Here is a 15,471-nt window from a genome sequence, read left to right on the forward strand (position 1 = left end):
GATCCCGACTCGGCCGCCGGGGCGGGCGACGCACCTGCCGCGGGTCTCGACGGTTCGGCCTCATCGGGTAGCGGCCGCTCGGCCGGGGGCCGCTCAGCCACCGTGCGCCGGGGCCGCGGTGTCGCCGGAGGGTTCGTAGTTCTCCTTGCCGCCGACGAAGTCACGCACCTGCGCGGTGACGGTGGTGCTGGAGCCGTCGGCGAAGGTGAGCGTGATCGGGGTTTCCGCGCCGGTGCGCAGCGGTTCCTTCAGATCGATGAACATCAGGTGCTCGCCACCGGGCTTCAAGACGGCCGACCCGTGCGCCGGAATGGTGAGCCCACCTTCCTTCTCGCGCATGGTCTTATCGCCCGCCGCGTCGGCGACGACCTCGTGGATCTCCACCGTTGTCGAGACCGGGCTGGTCGCGGCGACCAGGGTGACCGGCTGATCACCGGAATTGTTCAGCACACCGAATGCCGCGGACATCCCGGTGTCGGCGGCCTTGATCCATTGATCGCTCATGGCGACCTGAGCGGCGGACTCGACCGGGGTGTCGGAAGCATCCGACGAACAGGCGACCGGCAGTAGCGCGAGTGCCGAGATCGCCGCGACCGCGCCGAGGCGACGGGCCGCGCCGGTGACGCGGATACGGTGGGTGAGGGGGAATGGGGACATGACGGAATCTCCGAACGTCGAAGGAAGAGTGCGGGTATTCGCTCCGGCGAGAATCACGACAGCCACGCCGCCTGCGATGCCCGGCAGCGTATTCGCGGCAACCAGCAACGACCGTTGTTCGATCGACCGTGTCGCGGCGCGGCAGTCGATGCACACCCGCGGCCGACGCCGTCGGACCACCTCGACGGTGGACGCGTGCTCGGCGTGTGGCCCAGCATCATTCGGATGTGCTCACGTGTGCCGTCGCGGCGGGCCGACCCGAGGATTCGAGTCGTGGCGGTGCTACGCGGGAGCGAGAAGAGAAGGATTCTGTGGGCACGGTGGCCCGCGAAGCCCACTCCCGGAACTCACCAGCAACCGCAGTGCTACTGCCCGCTGATGTACCGGAACAGGGGTGGGCCGGTGCGGCGGCAGGGGTTCGAGCCCCAGCACGACCAGGAACCGCCGCACACTCGTGACGGCTCGGCGCACGCCGATCTCCGCCGCGCGAATCAGTACCGCGCCGACCGGGACCGCCACCAGGTGCGCCGCCAGCATGGCGGTACCCACCCCGTGCTGATGGTGCTGCGGACCCATCGACAGCGCCTCGTGCCCGATGCTCTGTCCGACGGCGAGCATCGCCATGGTCGACAGCAGTCCGCCGCGCGGCCGCACCGTCGCGACCACCACGCCGATCAGCGCACAGGTCGCGAGCAACAGCGCCAACGCCGCCCCGGTGGGAGCAACGGCTCCACCCCCGAGCCCATGCGCGGCCACCGCGACCGCCCCCGATGCCGTCCCGACAGCGACGCCTCGCAGGCGCGCAGCTGGATCGGTCGGTGATCGCACCCGACCATGGTACCTACGCCGTGTAGTAGACGGGGCCGCCCAGGTCGCCGAATCGATATCGATCGCACGATGACGTCTCGCGCCCGCCGTGCCGTCCTCGGTCGATCACGGCTGCGGCAGTTGGCCGAGTCTGTGCGATGGTGGATCGCGAACGCTCGCGCGGGGTGAACCCCAGGGCCTCGTACGGACCTCGACGGCGTGTCGCCGTCCCGTGTTCGGCCGCAGGGGGAGAGATGGGGGTTCGCGGCGGAATCAGCGGCGGTGTTCTCCTCCGCCTTGCGCAGCGGCCCGGGCTCCGTCGGCGGGAGCTCGGCTTCACCGCGGGTGGCGAGCGCATAGCGAATGTCTTTGCCCTCCGGAGACTCGCAGGGAGCGCACGGATCAGGAGTGCGGAGCTGCCGCGGCTACGGACCTTCGAGGCCTACTCCTCGGCCTCGAAAGCCGGAAGCGGAAGTTCGAGGACATAAGTGATTGGAGATGCGGGTGATCGCGTCCACGTTATCGGTGGCGGCGGTCCTGATGACAATGTCCTCGGCAGCGCTCCGGTCGGCCGTCGTGGTCTGTCAGCAGTGCGGGGAGTCGCCCGAGTGCTGGCGCTCGCCGCCGTGGCTCGGTGATGGTTGGCGACCCGTGACAACCGGCAGCAGTGTCGGACGCTTGGCCGTGATCCCCGCGCCCGAGGACATACCGCGCAGGCGGCGCACCGCCCATGGCGCGAAATGGCTTGTGGTCCAGTTCAATTCGGCGCGGAAAATGTCCTCGATGGTGCGGTTGTCGACGGGAAGGGGGTCGCGCCAGGTGGCATCGGCCCCGGGGACGGCGAGAGTGTCCGCGACGGCGCGCGCCACCAGGTCGTGGCCGAGCGGACTGAGATGCAGGCGATCGTCGGCCCAGACACGGCGATGGGTGGTGGCGGCGACGGGTTCGAAATCGACCAGGGTGACGCCCAGGCGCGCGGCGAGGGCGCGCATCCGGGCATTCATGGCGCGGATACGGCCCGACAGCGGACGGGCGATGGGGGTGATCGCCCCGATATCGGGATAGGTGAACGTGACCACGTGCGCGCCGGTGGCAGACAGCGAGGTCAGCATGGCCTCGATATCGTCGACGGTGGCCGCCATATCGAAGGTGGGGTGCACCAGGTCGTTCATCCCCGCCATCACGGTCACCAGATCGGGGCGCAACGCGACGGCGGGCGCGAGTTGTTCGGCGCGGATGCGGGCGGTGCGGCGACCGCGAATGGCGAGGTTGGCGTAGCGCACCCGCTCCGGGGCCGCGGCGGCGAGAAGTTCGGCGAGGCGGTCCGCCCATCCGCGATGGCCGCCGCTGCCGTCCGGATCGCCGATACCTTCGGTTTGGCTGTCACCGAGCGCGACATAGCGGGTGAAGGGTTGTGCCACGCGGAGATTCGAATCCATCGTTTGTCCTTCGGCCGGGGATGCGCCGACAGGATACGGCCGCCGGGCGAACAGCGGGTGGCGCGTCTCCACAAGATCTTCACAATCGCCGCGAACCATCTCCACGGCGACTGCATAGGGTCACCTGCATGGAACAGCAGCAGCGGGGCGGACGGCGCATCCTCGTCGTGGAGGACGAGCCGACGATCGCCGAATCCATCGCCGTGCGGTTACGCGCCGAAGGATTCACTGTCGACCTCGCCCACGACGGCCCCGCCGCGGTGACGGCCGCCGAAACCACCGAACCGGATCTGATCGTCCTCGACGTCATGCTCCCCGGCTTCGACGGCCTCGAGGTGTGCCGCCGCGTCCAAGCCCGGCGTCCGGTCCCGGTGCTCATGCTCACCGCCCGCACCGATGAGACCGATATGTTGATCGGCCTCGGTGTGGGCGCGGACGACTATCTGACGAAACCGTTCTCCATGCGGGTCCTCTGCGCCCGCGTCCACGTCCTGCTGCGGCGCGTGGAGCGCACCGCCGACCACGGCGCGACCATCCTCGTCGGGGATCTGCGCATCGATATCGATCAGCGGCGAGTCTGGCGCGCCGACGCCGAAACCCAGCTCACCCCCCTCGAATTCGAACTCCTCGTACACCTGGCCCGCCGCCCCCGCGCCGTCCTGCCCCGCGAACGCCTGCTCAGCGAGGTCTGGGGGTGGGCCGACGCCTCGGGTACCCGCGCCGTCGACAGTCACATCAAGGCGTTGCGCCGCAAACTCGGCGCAGACCTCATTCGCACCGTGCACGGCGTCGGCTACGCATTGGAGGCGCGATGAGTTACCTGGGCGGAAGCTGTGCCGCGGGATGGGGCGTCGACCCGACGCGCCTTCGGATGACGCGCCGCGTGGTCGTGCGGTACCGGGGGGAACTGCCCGATCAGGTCCAAGCGCCGGCCGAGCGGGTCGACGACACCTCCGCCTCGCCACCGGACGATCATTTGGTCGATGTGCCGGACGGCAGGTGCGGGTCGCATCCGGACCGTGATGCGGTCGAGGTGCCGGACGGCATCTCCGAATCGCATCCGGACCGTCATGTGGTCGAGGTGCCGGACAGTCCGTCCGGGTCGGGACTGGACGGTCATGTGGTCGAGGTGCCGGACAGTCCGTCCGGGTCGGGACTGGACGGTCATGTGGTCGAGGTGCCGGACAGTGCGTGCGGGGCGGAACCGGACTGTCATGCGGTCGAGTCGCCCGACGGTATCTGCGGCTCGGAGTGGGACGGTTCTGCGGTCGAGCCGTCGTCAGCGGCTCACGCGCAGCGACCCGACCACCACCGCTCCGGTATCGCGACGGTATGCGCGCGGCCGCGCCGGGGACGGCGGTTGTAATGAGCGTCTGGCCCGAACTGCGTTCCGCCGCCGACCGACTGGCCGACCGGCTACCACGCCCCCTCGACCGGATGCGGTCGATCAAACTGAAGCTCGCCATTGTCATGGTCGGATCCGGCGCGGTGGCATTCGGCTTCTTCGCCACCCGCATCGGCTGGCTACCGCCACGCACCACGGTCACCGCCACCCTGATCGCGCTGGCGCTGTCGCAGATATTGGCGCACGGAATGACACGACCGCTGCGGGAAATGACCACCGCCGCCAAACGGATGGCCCAGGGCGACTATTCACGGCGGGTCCGCGCCACCTCCCGCGACGAGGTGGGACAGCTGGCGGAGGCATTCAATCAGATGGCCGCCGATCTGGCCGCCGCCGACCAGCAGCGCCGCGAATTCATCGCCAATGTCTCCCATGAACTGCGCACCCCGATCACCGCCCTGGGCGCGGTCCTGGAGAACCTCGTCGACGGTGTCGCCCAACCCGATCCGGCGACCCTGCGCACCGCACTCGCCCAAACCGAGCGATTGAGCCTGCTCGTCTCCGAACTGCTCGCCCTCTCCAGTATCGAAGCGGGCGCGGTGCGTCTGGACATCGAGACGGTCACGCTCGCCCCACTGTTGAAAGATGTGGTGGCCGAAGCCGAAGCGGTGGCCGCCGCCCTGGACCGCGACGTCGAATTCAGCATCGCCGCCCCACCCGACCTCACCGTTCCCGCCGACCGCGCCCGCCTGCATCAGGTGCTGATCAACCTGTGCGACAACGCGATTCGCCACGGCCCCGTCGGCGGCACCGTCCATCTCGCGGCCTTCTCCGGTCGCGACCACATCACCATCGAGGTCCACGACGACGGCCCCGGCATCCCACTCGCCGAACGCTCCCGCATTTTCGAACGCTTCACCCGGGGCGGCACCACCACCGGCGGCGGGACAGGGCTCGGCCTGGCCATCGCCCGCTGGATCGTCGACCTGCACGGCGGCACCATTGCCGTCGCCGACCCCGGCTCCCGCATCCGCGTCACCCTCCCCGCCAGCGCGCCCCGCCTCCCCGACTCCTGACAGCGCTACCTGCCCGCGATGCACGACTCCCGGGCGGCGGTGCCTCGAATCGCAGCCTGATCAATTGGCGGCGCTGGTTCCGGCCCACCGTCCCGCCACCGAATTCTCCCACCCCACAACCACATCCCCACCCCATATCACCGCTGCACACCGCCTACCCACCGGATATCTCCAGCGCGGGCCCGATCCGGCTCCGCTTCGCACACCCACCCAGCCTCTGATATCTCCGCTTCGCAAACTCTGAATACCCCAGCCCTCACACCCGGAGCGCCTCGCTCGGAATCCGGCCCTCGGATCGCCCGTCAGCATCGCTCCCGGGCCGATGCCACATACCCCTCGGAGGGATACCCATGCCCAGAACTCAGCCGTCAGGCGATTCACCAACTCAGCCGTCAGGCGATTCACCGGGAACTCCGCTGCCCGTCGAGCTGCCCACGACGCAGCCATCGGTCGACTCGCCCGACGGTCAGCGGCCCGGCAACCCACCCGACACCCCAGCACCGGTGGTCCCACCCGAGAGCTCGTCGACGCACCCGCCGGTCGCCCGGCCGCCCGCCAGCTCCCGGCCATCACCGTCGGTGTCCGGCGTTCCAGGCGTGGGCACTCCACCCGCTGAACGTGCCCCATCCTCGCAGTATCCGATCCGCCCCACTCCGGTCCGCCTACTGCCCGAATCCGCCCGTGTGGCCTTCCCCCGGGGTGCTATCCCCGCCACCGCTCTCACCGGCATCGCGGCGGCGGCTCTCATACCCGTCGACCGCCCGGGCATCGGCTGGCTCCTGACCGGCTCCATCACCGCCGCCGCCATTTACGCCGTGGACCGCACCGCCCGTCGCAACCCGCCCGCATCCTCCGACGCTCAATCTGCGGTCGACCCGCACACACCGCGCACCGAAAGCACCGTAAGCGCTGAAGAGGCAAGCGCGGGAACGGAACTCGCGAAACAGCGCGTGGGCGGCGGCACCAAGAACATCGACGCGAGTACTCCCGCTCGGCCCACAGCCGCCCCCGCCGCAACGGCCGGTTCGTCCGATCTCACTGAGCCAGCCCCCGCCCTCGCAACCGAAACACCCGGTGCGTCAACCGAACAGCAGCCCGTGGTGAACCCGGCCGCGCCGGACGCCGCCGCTGGACCGGCTCGGCCATCCGAGACCGCGCACACGGCGGGGGAGTCGCCCAGCACTCCGGAACAGGCTCTCGTGGAAGGCGCGACCGCCCGCGCGGAAGCAGCGACCAGCGTGGACACCGCACCCACCGGCGGCCCTGATCTACTCGTGGGTTCCGGTGACGTTTCCACACGACCTCACCGCGCGACTACCCAGCCCATCGATGGGCCCGGGACGAAGAATGTCGCCGCGACCGCTACTGGCATTCCGATCGCAGCAGTCGACGGTCCTGCCACCGACGGTCCTGCCGCTGGTGGTCCTGCCACTGAGAATCCCGCCACTGAAGATCCCACTGGACCCGACCCCACTGGAGCAGGAGCGGCTGCGGAAGGGTCCGGCCTCCCCGCCGGCGATCCCGGCTACCCATCGCAGCGGTCAGCGGGTACGCCCGACCCGGCGACACCCAGCGCCGCGGGGGCTCGTCCTGGTGCGTCCGAGTCGGATCGGTCGGAGACCACGCGCACCGACTCGCGGCAGGTGAATTCTGCTGCCGCGGTCGCCCCCGGCACCCGGGGTACCGCTGCGCCAGCGAGTGCTGGTGCAGCCGCATCACTGTCGGCCGCAGCCGCGTTGCCGCCGAGCGATGCGAGCAACTGGGGTCGCGTCTGGTGGTCGGCGCTGGCGTTGGCGCTGCTCGCCGTCGGTACGTTCCGTGCGGCGGAGTGGTTGTTCGTGCTCTGCGCGCTGGCGGCGGCGGTGGTCGGATCGCTGGCGATTGTGCGGCGGTCGATACACGGGGTGCTGTTCGACATGGTGGCGGTGCCGTTGGCGGCGCTGATTCCGGCGGTGCCGTGGCTCTATCGCGGGGTGGAGCGGGTGCGGCGGGCACGGATGCCGTCGAATCAGCGGGTGTGGTGGTCGCTACTGGTGACCGTGCTGCTGCTCTTGGTGCTCGTGCCATTGCTGGCGGGGGCGGACGCGGTATTCGCGCGATTGGTGGACGGGGTGATTCCGGCGCTGGATATGGAGGCGCTGCTGCCCCGGGCGATCGTCTTCGCGATCGCGGCGTCGGGAATCGCGGGGGCGCTGTTTCTGCTGGCCGCGCCGCCCCCAGCGGCACCGGACGCGAATCATGGTGCGGGAAAGCCCGTTCCGCGACGACTGTCGCGGGTGGAGTGGGGACTGCCCGTCGGGGCCGTGACCGTGCTGTTCGCGGTATTCGTGGCCACCCAGCTGGCGGTGCTGTTCGGCGGCCACGGGTATGTGCAACGCACAGCCGAACTCACCTACGCCGAATACGCGCGCAGCGGATTCTGGCAGCTGTCGATCGTCAGCATGCTCACCCTGGCCGTGATCATGGTGGTACAGCGCTGGGCCGCACAGCGATCCCAGCCCGACCGCGTCTGGCTGCGGGCGGCCCTGACCGCGGTGAGCGTGCTGACCCTGGTCATCGTGGCCTCGGCGCTGAGCCGCATGTGGACCTACCAGCAGGCCTACGGATTCACCACGCTGCGGCTCCTGGTGGTCGTGTTCGAACTCTGGATCGGCGCCCTCTACCTGCTGGTATTGGCCAGCCTGATCAGATTGCGCCAGCACTGGCTGCCCCGCGCGGCTATCGGCGCGGCCGCCGCCACCCTGCTCACCTTGTCGCTCCTGAATCCGGAACGCCTTGTCGCCGAACGCAATATCGACCGCTGGGAGGCCGGTAAACGCCTCGACACCAGCTACCTCAGCGAACTGTCCGCCGATGTCGTCCCCGCAGCCGACCGCCTCCCCGAACCCCTGCGCGCGGCGGTGGTGAACCCGATCCGGGCGCGCCTGGACGAGGACCCGTGGCAGGGCTGGAATCTGTCACGCTCCTCGGCCCGCCGCTGATCGTGCCGCTGGATAACAGGCCCGCCAGCGAGACACCGGCCGGTGTCACGAGCCGCAATGGAATCGGAACTGCCCTGACCGGGAATGGCGGCGCTGTTCAGGAGTAGCGCCGCCCACCCGCCCGATCCGTAGAAGCCCCGACAACGGCCAGCTGCCGTCGTCGGGGCACACAGCCCGACGCGCGTCCACGCGTTCGCCGCCTGCCGCAGCCGACGGCGGCCCTCAACCGCGCAACCGCTCCAACAACCCGCCAGCCATATCGACCATCCCCTCCACCGAATCGGCGACCGACATGAGATCGATGAAGAAATCATCGAATCCGGTTGCGGCCGCGACCTCCTCGACGGTCCGCGCGATGCGCTCCGGATCGGTTCCGGCCGCCACATTCACCCGCACAATCGTGTCGATGCCCCCGGGGTCGCGTCCGGCCGCCTCCGCCGCCCGATCGATCACGTCCCGCGACTTCAGCAACCGCTTTCCCCAACCCGGCGGCTCGGGTGCCGGCAGCACCGGCAACCAGCCATCCGCGCGCCGCCCGACCCGCGCCAACCCGGCCGCACCGAACGCCCCCAGATGAATCCGCGGCCGCCGCACCGGCTTCACTTCGCTGTAATGCGACGGCACCGTGACGAACCGCCCCTGATAGCTCGCCGGATTCTCGGTCCAGATGGCATCCAACGCGTCGAGGGTCTCATCCAGTCGTGCCCCGCGATGGGTGAACGGCACCCCCGCCGCCGCGTACTCCTCCGGCGACCACCCGATCCCGAACCCGGGCACCAGTCGCCCACCACTGGCCACATCCAGGGTGGTCAGCGACCGCGCCAGCAGCGTCGGCCGGTACAGCGGCGCGATCAGCACATTCGTGCCCAACCGCACCCGCTCGGTGACCGCCGCCGCGAGCCCCAACACCAGGAACGGATCCAACACCGCATGGAACTCGCGCGGAATGGTGTCCGTACCCGCGTACCCGACCGTCGGATGCGTCGCCGCGATCAACCGCTCACCCACCCACAGACTGTCCGCCCCCGCCCGCTCGACCTCCGCCGCGAACCGCGGCACCCGCGCCGCCTGCCGCGCGTGCGAACCGTACTGGGGGAGCGCGAAGCCGATCTTCATGCCCTCCGTGATAGCAGAATCCCCACCCGATTCCGCGATATCCCATCAACACGGCGCCGAACGTTCACCCGGCCGACCCTCGAAGCACTCGCTCGAGACCCCGATGCCCCCGAGAGCCGATGGTCGTTGACATGCGCACCCGGTGCGGGCTCAGCGCACCGGCGGCACCGTGATCAACCGATCCAGGACCAGCGCCGCACTGGCCGCCATCCCCGCCGCCGTGGGATGACACGGGCTCCCCGGATAGCGACGGCCAGGAATCGGCAGGTAGTAGTCGATAGTCCACGCGTCCGGCGTACCGGGAGCATGCTCCAGACTCGGGGTCCGCACATCGATCAAGCCGGCCCCGGTCCGTTCCGCGGCCGCCGCGGTATGCGCCGCGAGCCCCTCCGCGAGCGTCCGATAATTGCGATCCACCGCGCTGTCACGATCGGAGCCGGGCCCGAGCACCGACAGATAGTTCACCACCATGACCCGCGCCCACGGCGCCCGCGCCTGCACCGCCTCCAACACCTCGACCATCCGGCCCTCGACACCGCCGAGCTGCCGCAACGCTGCCTCGGCATTCGCCGCCCGCGCCACGACGGGCAGCAAACGCAGCGGCGCGGGCACCCGCCGCGCCAAAAGATACGGCGTGAGCGAGACGTCATTGCCGCCGATCGTCACCGTCACCAGATCCGCATCCGGCGCCACCGCCGTCAACTGCGGCGGCAACCCGAACAGCGACTCCCGCAGCACATGCGCACAGGTGGCCCCACTACACGTCGCATCGGTCAACTCCAACCCCGCCGCCGCGGCCACCAGATGCGGATAATTCCCCCGCGACCGCCCCGCCCGCCGCGGCGACCCGGGCACACGCGGCACGATCCCCGGCCCGGCCGCGAACGAACTCCCCAGCGCCACATACTTCTTCCCACGCCAAGCCCCGGTCCTGCGGGCAGCCTCTTCGAACATCGCTCACCTCATCTCACGGCTGGGCACCTCCGGCAAACCCACACCCAACCAACCCGCACTCTGACGGCCGCACCCGTTCCGCGCAAGTGCGAACCCACGACAGCGACCATCGACCCGGTCGGGTTCGGCCACACCCGAAAACACCTTCGCACAGCACCACGACAATGCCGCCGCCCGCGCCCAGCACGGAATCGGCTGCTGCGCAGGCGGTTCTGCGAAAGCCCGGCACATCGCGCAGGATGGACGCCGTGGGTGATCACAAACAGCGCATGCTGCGCGGCGAGCTCTACCGTGACAACGATCCCGATCTCGTCGCCGAACGCCGCCACTGCCAGCAACTCCTGGACAAATTCAATGCCACCGCCGCGGGCGAGGACCAGCAACGCCGCGCACTGCTCGCCGACCTACTCGGCGAAATCGGCCCCGGCTCCTGGATCATGCCGCGCCTGCAATGCGACTACGGCTCACTCATCCGCATCGGCGCGAACAGCTTCCTGAACTACGACGCCATCATCCTGGACTGCGCCCCCGTCACCATCGGCGACGACGTCTCCATCGGCCCCCGCGCCCAACTCCTCACCGCCCTGCACCCCATGGAAGACCACGAACTGCGCCGCCAACGCTGGGAAACCGCCGCCCCCATCACCATCGGCGACAATGTCTGGCTCGGCGGCGGCGTCATCGTCTGCCCGGGTGTCACCATCGGCGCGAATACCGTGATCGGCGCGGGCAGCGTCGTCACCCGCGACGTGCCCGAACGAGTGTTCGCCGCGGGCAACCCATGCCGCGCTATCAGGGAGCTGTGAGCGCCAGCCGTGACGCGTAGGGGGTCCCCGCCCAGGCGGCACCCGACCGACTCATTCCGCGAGCCCGGTCAACTCCTCACACGCCCGCCGCAACCGCCGCGCCGCCGCATCATCGCGCGCGGCGCGCCCCGGCGTCTTCACCCGATCGCGCTGGAAATAACCCCCCGACACCGCCCCCACCTCCGGATCGGTGGCCAGGAAGGTCAACCGCCGCCCACCCTCCTCCGGCGAAATCATGAACACCCGCTTCACGAGCGACAGCGCCGGACGCACCAGCCACGGCGCGGAATCCCAGATATTCGTCGCCACCGCTCCCGGATGGAACGCATTGGCGGTCACCCCGGTCCCCTCCAACCGCCGACCCAAATCCCGGACATAGAGGATATTCGCCAACTTCGAGGCACTGTAGGCCCGCTGCGGCGAATACCCCCGCCGCAGCGACAAATCATCGAAATCCAGGTGCGCGCCGAAATGCATGACCGACGAGGTGAACAGAATGCGCGCGGGGGACGAATGCAGCAGCAGATCCAGCAACAGCTCCGTGAGCAGGAAACCACCGAGATGATTCACCGCGAACGTCGCCTCGATACCGTCCTCGGTCTCGGTGCGCGTCATATGGAAACCGCCCGCGTTATTGGCCAACACGTCGATACGCGAATAGTTGGCCTGCACGGTCTTCGCCAGCTGCCGCACCTGATCCAGCGAACCCATATCGCATTCGAGGGCGTCCACGGCGCCCGCACCGGCCGCACGCACCGCAGCAGCCGTCGTAGCGAGCCTATCCGGACTGCGGCCCACCAACACCAGATGATGCCCCTGCTCACCGAGCTGTAGCGCCGCCGCCCGGCCGACCCCCGAAGTGGCCCCCGTGATCAGAATCATTCTCATACCCGTTCGCCCTTCCGTAACGCCGTCCCTGTCGTCCTACCCAGACAGTGTTCCCGTAACCAACCGGTCCATTGCTCGAATCGCCCTGTACCGCAATACCGGTCGCCGTACCGTAAGACCATGGAGCCAGTCCTCGTCACGGGTGCCGCAGGCGGACGGCAAGGATCCACCGGCCGGCACCTCACCGCGCAACTACTCGGCCGCGGCATCCCCGTCCGCGCCCTCGTCCACACCGACGACGAACGCGCCACCGTCCTGCGCGCCCTCGGCGCCCAGGTCATCGTCGGCGACCTCCGCGACCTCGACGCCACCCGAGCCGCCCTCGACGGCATCCACCGCGCCTACTTCACCTACCCGGTCATCGACGGATTCCTCGACGCCACCGGCACCTTCGCGGTAGCCGCCCACGAAGCCGGAGTCGAACGCGTCGTCGCCGTCTCCCAACTCGCCGCCGGCCCCCAGGCCCTCACCCCACGCATGCGCCAACACTGGGCCGCCGAACAAATCCTCGACTGGGCCGATATCGGCGCCATCCACCTCCGCGCCGCCGTCTTCCACGAAAACCTCGCCCGCATCGCCGACACCGGCGACGGCGACCGCCTCACCCTCCCCATGGGACCCGAACACACCGAACTCCCACTCGTCGCCGCCGCCGACGTCGCCCGCGTCGCCGCCGGACTCCTCGCCGACCCCCACATCGCCACCGAATCCGTCATCCTGCTCACCGGCGACGTCCAACCCATCGGCGCCGCCGCCCGCGCCCTCGGCCGCACCTACCACGACGCCGACCCCACCACCTGGCACCGCTGGGCCCTCGACTTCTACCGCAGTCCGCACGCCGCCGACCACCTCACCAAACTCTGGGAGATCTTCCGCCTCCTCGGCGAGGGCAAAGGCCTCTACCAGATCACCGACAGCATCGAGAAGTACGGCGGCCACCCACCAACCACGCTCGCCGACTACGCCGCGCACCGCACCCGTGCGCACTGAAGGCAGGGGAGTGGTCGGCGCAACCGCCGCGGCTCCGAATCGCGGCGAGCGACGGTGCGACAGAATTCGCCGCCGCACCCTGCTCGGTGACCATTGAGGCCGATCACGAACGAGCTCGTCAACCATTACCTGCCGCGTAATGGCCGCGATGCGCACCCATTCGTACGATCAGGGAATGGCAACGCAGACCGCGGGCGATCTCCTCCGGCATTGGCGCACCACCCGCCGCCTCAGTCAACTGGAACTCGCCGGACGCGCCGAAACCTCCACGCGCCACCTCAGTTTCATCGAAACCGGCCGCGCCACCCCCAGCCGAGCCATGATCGTGCACCTCGCCGACGAACTCGACATCCCCCTGCGCGAACGCAACCGCATGCTCCTGGCCGCCGGCTACGCCCCCGTCTACACCGAACCGGACCTCGAAACACCCGCCATGGCGCCCATCCGCACCGCCATCCGCCAAATCCTCACCGGCCACGAACCCCACCCGGCCCTCGCCGTCGACGCCTCCTGGAACATGGTCGACGCCAATGCCGGCATCGGCCTCTTCCTTGAAGGGGTCGACCCCGGCCTACTCACCGGTCCGGTGAACGCGCTCCGACTGAGCCTGCACCCCCGGGGCCTCGCACCCCGTATTACGAACCTGCCCGAATGGCGCGGCCACATCCTCGAACGCCTACAACGCCAAATCGATGTCAGCGGCTCACCCGAACTCACCGACCTGCGCGACGAACTCCGCGCCTACCCCGGCGGCGAAGAACCCCCCGGCCTGCCGGAACCCGACCAGGCCGTCGTCCCGCTCCGCCTCCACCTCGATGGCCACGACCTCACCTTCATCAGCATTACCACCGTCTTCGGCACCCCCATGAACGTCACCGTCGCCGAACTCGCCATCGAGGCCTTCTTCCCGGCCGATGCCGCCACCGCCACCCTGCTCCGCGAACGAATCGCCGTCTCCGGCAACTGAACCCGGATGAACTAAGCCCCGGTCACGGGGGAGGGCGGATCGATCCGACGTGGCGGGTCCGGGGAAGAGCGGCCGCAAACCGCGGCGAGGCAACAGGATTCGCCAACGCTTCAACTTTGTGACCGCCTGACCCGGGGCCCGGTGCGCAGCGGAGACAGTATCGACAGTCAGACATACCAACATGGAAATATGCGCATCTACGCATGTGCCCCCCTGAGTGTCGTAGGAAACGGCCCGGAAAAACGCCGGGCCCAAAGAAGCCACGACGGGAGAGGCGTGGCGGTCAGTCGGTGAGTTGTGTTGGGTTAGGGCGAATCGCAGTGGGGGAGGGGAGGGGTTCCGGCTGGTCAGCGCGTTCATGGGATAGCGTCGGGGACATGGAACTTCAGCGAATCCATCACGTGGCGATCATCGCCTCGGATTACGAGAAGTCGAAGGCGTTCTATACCGAGACGCTCGGTTTGGTGGTGCTGGCGGAGCATTATCGCGCCGAAAGACGCTCGTACAAGCTGGATTTGGCATTGCCCGATGGTGGTCGGCTGGAGTTGTTCTCCTTTCCGGAACCGCCGCCGCGGCCTTCGCGGCCGGAGGCGGCGGGCCTGCGGCATTTGGCCTTCTTAGTGCCGGACGTGGTTGCGGCACTGGCGGAGTTGGGGGAGCGGGGAGTGGCCGTGGAGGAGCTGCGCGTCGACGAGTACACAGGGAAGCGGTTCGCCTTTTTCGCTGACCCGGATGGCTTGCCATTGGAACTGTATGAGGAGTGAATCGCTGTCGCGATCGCACTGGTCAGGCACGGTTATCCGAGAATCATAAAATGGAAATATGCGCATCTGAACATGTAAAACCCATTGCTGTCTTCCTGCCGCGATCTTCCGGGTTAGCGCACGTCTGCAATCCCTCACCACTCGGCCCGGAGGAAAGGGGAGTCTTGCCTCCCATAGGATGACTGTCATGACCAAAGTGCTCCTGAAGACCTCCGCCGGGGATATCACCCTGGAACTCGATGAGGCCAAGGCGCCCAAGACCGTCGCGAATTTCGTCGACTACGTCAAGGCGGGCCACTACACGGACACGGTGTTCCATCGCGTGATCCGTGGCTTCATGATCCAGGGTGGCGGGATGACCGCCGATATGGCGCAGAAGCCCGCGCCGAATCGGGTCGAGAACGAGGCGAACAACGGTCTCCGCAACGACAAGTACACGGTGGCGATGGCGCGGACCATGGATCCGCATTCGGCCAGCGCCCAGTTCTTCATCAATACCGGTAAGAACGACTTCCTGAACTACCCGGGCCAGGACGGTTTCGGTTACGCGTGCTTCGGCAAGGTGATCGAGGGTGAGTCGGTGGTGGATGCCATCGAGGGTGTGCGCACCGGTTCCAAGGCCGGGCATCAGGATGTGCCGGTCGAGGCCGTGACGATTCTGTCGGCTGAGATCGTCTGATC

General features: G+C 68.6%; 15 protein-coding genes. 9 read left to right on the forward strand and 6 right to left on the reverse strand.

Annotated elements, in window-relative coordinates; all coding sequences use genetic code 11:
- Positions 1–93: 93 nt before the first annotated feature.
- The 3 genes from NU1_RS30050 to NU1_RS30060 form a co-directional block, all read right to left on the reverse strand.
- On the reverse strand, positions 94–657 hold the full coding sequence (locus tag NU1_RS30050; RefSeq protein ID WP_067526950.1) for a copper chaperone PCu(A)C: 564 nt from the start codon (positions 655–657) through the stop codon (positions 94–96).
- A 282-nt stretch (positions 658–939) separates the two neighbouring features.
- On the reverse strand, positions 940–1,485 hold the full coding sequence (locus tag NU1_RS30055) for a hypothetical protein (RefSeq protein ID WP_245720379.1): 546 nt from the start codon (positions 1,483–1,485) through the stop codon (positions 940–942).
- A 563-nt stretch (positions 1,486–2,048) separates the two neighbouring features.
- A complete protein-coding gene (locus tag NU1_RS30060; protein WP_067526846.1) occupies positions 2,049–2,903 on the reverse strand; it encodes an SGNH/GDSL hydrolase family protein in 855 nt (284 codons plus the stop codon).
- A gap of 128 nt (positions 2,904–3,031) precedes the next feature.
- Here NU1_RS30060 and NU1_RS30065 point away from each other — a divergent pair, with 128 nt between their 5' ends.
- The 4 genes from NU1_RS30065 to NU1_RS42850 all read left to right on the forward strand — a co-directional run bounded on the left by NU1_RS30065 (position 3,032) and on the right by NU1_RS42850 (position 8,305).
- Positions 3,032–3,718: a response regulator gene (locus tag NU1_RS30065; protein WP_157553232.1), complete on the forward strand. Its 687-nt coding sequence runs from the start codon at positions 3,032–3,034 to the stop codon at positions 3,716–3,718.
- On the forward strand, positions 3,715–4,269 hold the full coding sequence (locus tag NU1_RS30070; protein WP_157553234.1) for a hypothetical protein: 555 nt from the start codon (positions 3,715–3,717) through the stop codon (positions 4,267–4,269). Before NU1_RS30065 ends, NU1_RS30070 begins: the two co-directional genes overlap by 4 nt.
- Positions 4,269–5,324: a HAMP domain-containing sensor histidine kinase gene (locus NU1_RS30075; protein ID WP_067526953.1), complete on the forward strand. Its 1,056-nt coding sequence runs from the start codon at positions 4,269–4,271 to the stop codon at positions 5,322–5,324. Before NU1_RS30070 ends, NU1_RS30075 begins: the two co-directional genes overlap by 1 nt.
- Before the next feature lie 596 nt (positions 5,325–5,920).
- Positions 5,921–8,305: a DUF4153 domain-containing protein gene (locus NU1_RS42850; protein WP_245720380.1), complete on the forward strand. Its 2,385-nt coding sequence runs from the start codon at positions 5,921–5,923 to the stop codon at positions 8,303–8,305.
- 222 nt (positions 8,306–8,527) lie between these two features.
- Here NU1_RS42850 and NU1_RS30085 read toward each other — a convergent pair whose 3' ends face one another.
- Together NU1_RS30085 and NU1_RS30090 are read right to left on the reverse strand one after the other, a co-directional pair.
- On the reverse strand, positions 8,528–9,421 hold the full coding sequence (locus NU1_RS30085; RefSeq protein ID WP_067526848.1) for a TIGR03619 family F420-dependent LLM class oxidoreductase: 894 nt from the start codon (positions 9,419–9,421) through the stop codon (positions 8,528–8,530).
- Between the two features lie 150 nt (positions 9,422–9,571).
- Positions 9,572–10,375, reverse strand: a complete 804-nt coding sequence (locus NU1_RS30090) for an SGNH/GDSL hydrolase family protein (protein WP_084521936.1) — start codon at positions 10,373–10,375, stop codon at positions 9,572–9,574.
- Between the two features lie 239 nt (positions 10,376–10,614).
- Here NU1_RS30090 and NU1_RS30095 point away from each other — a divergent pair, with 239 nt between their 5' ends.
- Positions 10,615–11,181 (forward strand): sugar O-acetyltransferase, encoded by a 567-nt coding sequence (locus NU1_RS30095; RefSeq protein ID WP_249384363.1) that lies wholly within the window; start codon positions 10,615–10,617, stop codon positions 11,179–11,181.
- 51 nt (positions 11,182–11,232) lie between these two features.
- Here NU1_RS30095 and NU1_RS30100 read toward each other — a convergent pair whose 3' ends face one another.
- Positions 11,233–12,069, reverse strand: a complete 837-nt coding sequence (locus NU1_RS30100) for an SDR family NAD(P)-dependent oxidoreductase (protein ID WP_067526850.1) — start codon at positions 12,067–12,069, stop codon at positions 11,233–11,235.
- Positions 12,070–12,189: 120 nt separating this feature from the next.
- On the opposite strand from NU1_RS30100, the gene NU1_RS30105 reads away from it, so the two are divergent.
- From NU1_RS30105 to NU1_RS30120, 4 genes are all read left to right on the forward strand, one after another.
- Positions 12,190–13,059 carry an NAD(P)H-binding protein gene (locus NU1_RS30105; protein ID WP_067526851.1) on the forward strand — a complete coding sequence of 290 codons (870 nt, stop codon included), beginning with the start codon at positions 12,190–12,192 and terminating at the stop codon, positions 13,057–13,059.
- Positions 13,060–13,234: 175 nt separating this feature from the next.
- Positions 13,235–14,026 (forward strand): helix-turn-helix domain-containing protein, encoded by a 792-nt coding sequence (locus tag NU1_RS30110; protein ID WP_157553236.1) that lies wholly within the window; start codon positions 13,235–13,237, stop codon positions 14,024–14,026.
- Positions 14,027–14,403: 377 nt separating this feature from the next.
- Positions 14,404–14,790, forward strand: coding sequence for an SMU1112c/YaeR family gloxylase I-like metalloprotein (gloA2, locus tag NU1_RS30115; RefSeq protein WP_067526853.1), 387 nt, complete (start codon positions 14,404–14,406; stop codon positions 14,788–14,790).
- Positions 14,791–14,977: 187 nt separating this feature from the next.
- Positions 14,978–15,469, forward strand: a complete 492-nt coding sequence (locus NU1_RS30120) for a peptidylprolyl isomerase (protein WP_067526956.1) — start codon at positions 14,978–14,980, stop codon at positions 15,467–15,469.
- Positions 15,470–15,471: the final 2 nt, after the last annotated feature.

This window comes from Nocardia uniformis NBRC 13702 (genome assembly GCF_001613345.1).
GTDB classification, from domain to species: domain Bacteria; phylum Actinomycetota; class Actinomycetes; order Mycobacteriales; family Mycobacteriaceae; genus Nocardia; species Nocardia uniformis.

Excerpts from the sequence above, each read along its gene's own strand:
- NU1_RS30050 (WP_067526950.1), bottom strand. The coding sequence starts at position 657 with ATGTCCCCATTCCCCCTCACCCACCGTATCCGCGTCACCGGCGCGGCC.
- NU1_RS30060 (WP_067526846.1), bottom strand. The coding sequence starts at position 2,903 with ATGGATTCGAATCTCCGCGTGGCACAACCCTTCACCCGCTATGTCGCG.
- NU1_RS30065 (WP_157553232.1), top strand. The coding sequence starts at position 3,032 with ATGGAACAGCAGCAGCGGGGCGGACGGCGCATCCTCGTCGTGGAGGAC.
- NU1_RS30070 (WP_157553234.1), top strand. The coding sequence starts at position 3,715 with ATGAGTTACCTGGGCGGAAGCTGTGCCGCGGGATGGGGCGTCGACCCG.
- NU1_RS30075 (WP_067526953.1), top strand. The coding sequence starts at position 4,269 with ATGAGCGTCTGGCCCGAACTGCGTTCCGCCGCCGACCGACTGGCCGAC.
- NU1_RS30085 (WP_067526848.1), bottom strand. The coding sequence starts at position 9,421 with ATGAAGATCGGCTTCGCGCTCCCCCAGTACGGTTCGCACGCGCGGCAG.
- NU1_RS30090 (WP_084521936.1), bottom strand. The coding sequence starts at position 10,375 with ATGTTCGAAGAGGCTGCCCGCAGGACCGGGGCTTGGCGTGGGAAGAAG.
- NU1_RS30095 (WP_249384363.1), top strand. The coding sequence starts at position 10,615 with ATGGACGCCGTGGGTGATCACAAACAGCGCATGCTGCGCGGCGAGCTC.
- NU1_RS30100 (WP_067526850.1), bottom strand. The coding sequence starts at position 12,069 with ATGAGAATGATTCTGATCACGGGGGCCACTTCGGGGGTCGGCCGGGCG.
- NU1_RS30105 (WP_067526851.1), top strand. The coding sequence starts at position 12,190 with ATGGAGCCAGTCCTCGTCACGGGTGCCGCAGGCGGACGGCAAGGATCC.
- NU1_RS30110 (WP_157553236.1), top strand. The coding sequence starts at position 13,235 with ATGGCAACGCAGACCGCGGGCGATCTCCTCCGGCATTGGCGCACCACC.
- gloA2 (WP_067526853.1), top strand. The coding sequence starts at position 14,404 with ATGGAACTTCAGCGAATCCATCACGTGGCGATCATCGCCTCGGATTAC.
- NU1_RS30120 (WP_067526956.1), top strand. The coding sequence starts at position 14,978 with ATGACCAAAGTGCTCCTGAAGACCTCCGCCGGGGATATCACCCTGGAA.